The sequence below is a fragment of the Lacinutrix chionoecetis genome (assembly GCF_053604665.1).
The window spans coordinates 1-986 of record NZ_JBSHNQ010000022.1 but is presented as its reverse complement, the minus strand read 5'-3'; the positions used below and the strand labels follow the sequence as shown (position 1 = coordinate 986).

General features: G+C 38.2%; 1 protein-coding gene. It reads right to left on the bottom strand.

Features of this window, described 5'->3' with window-relative positions; all coding sequences use genetic code 11:
• Nucleotides 1–986 (bottom strand): phage baseplate assembly protein V (locus tag ACVC43_RS00115; RefSeq protein ID WP_452222541.1); only part of this gene is annotated, 986 nt, incomplete at both ends.

The window sequence follows — 986 nt, the reverse complement described above, 5'->3', positions numbered from 1 at the left end:
TAAGGATGTTCTGCATTACCACCTTCGAAGCCCACTAAAATTTCTTCATCGATTTCTGGCACAAAATGAAAGCCTTTGTCGCCACCAGCATGAGGTGTTACTATACGTATCCAAGGTGTTATTTCTCCTAATTCTTTTTGCCATGGAAATTGTACGCGTATTCTGCCTAAGCCTTCTGGATCTGCGTTTTCCATAACTATGGCAGTTTGTGTTTCGCTTTTAGGAAACGCATTTATGTTTGTGTTTGGGTAGGCATCAAACTCTGCTGTAACTGCTTCGAACCGGTTTTGGTAATCGCCATTTTCTCTATTGGAGTGGGTGATGCTTGTAACTCTGTAATTGGCACCTTCAATTTTTACAATATTCCCTAATTTAACACCAGGATTATCGCTAACACCATTAAGTTTTACTTGCTGTATTTCAATAGCCTTTTTTTGCAATTCAATACTACTATCTAAACGTTGTTTAGCTTTTGGGTCGTTATAGAGGTTGTGCCACACCTTGGTTTGTTTATTGTAAATGGTATTTGCTTTGTTAGACACAAAACCACTGTAACCGTTTGCTCCTGCAGTAATGTCTTTAGAGTCTTTTTCGTGCACATCGCTTAATAAATAATCATTTGCATAATACTTGTAATTATGCGATTGTGGCATGAGGTTTAAATTGTATTCTTTTAAATCGAAACCGTAAGTTAGGCTCAATTCCTGGTTTTCTGGTTTCCCAAAGATTAGTTGTGTCCCGTTATAATAAAACCATTCTCCATATTGCGCTGCAAGACGGCTGGCATAATCGTAAGCGCTTTCGTTGTGTTGTACAGAGTAGTGCAGAGTAGAGGTGTTGTTGGGTTGTATTAATACGTCTAATTTAGACTTGTCGTAATCGTTAAAGGTCTTTTCTATAATTTCAGACAGTGTTACGTCATTATGTGAGGCGTAATGTGGTCCATCGTCCGCAATAAAAGTAGGACTCTGTGCTTTAATAACAAC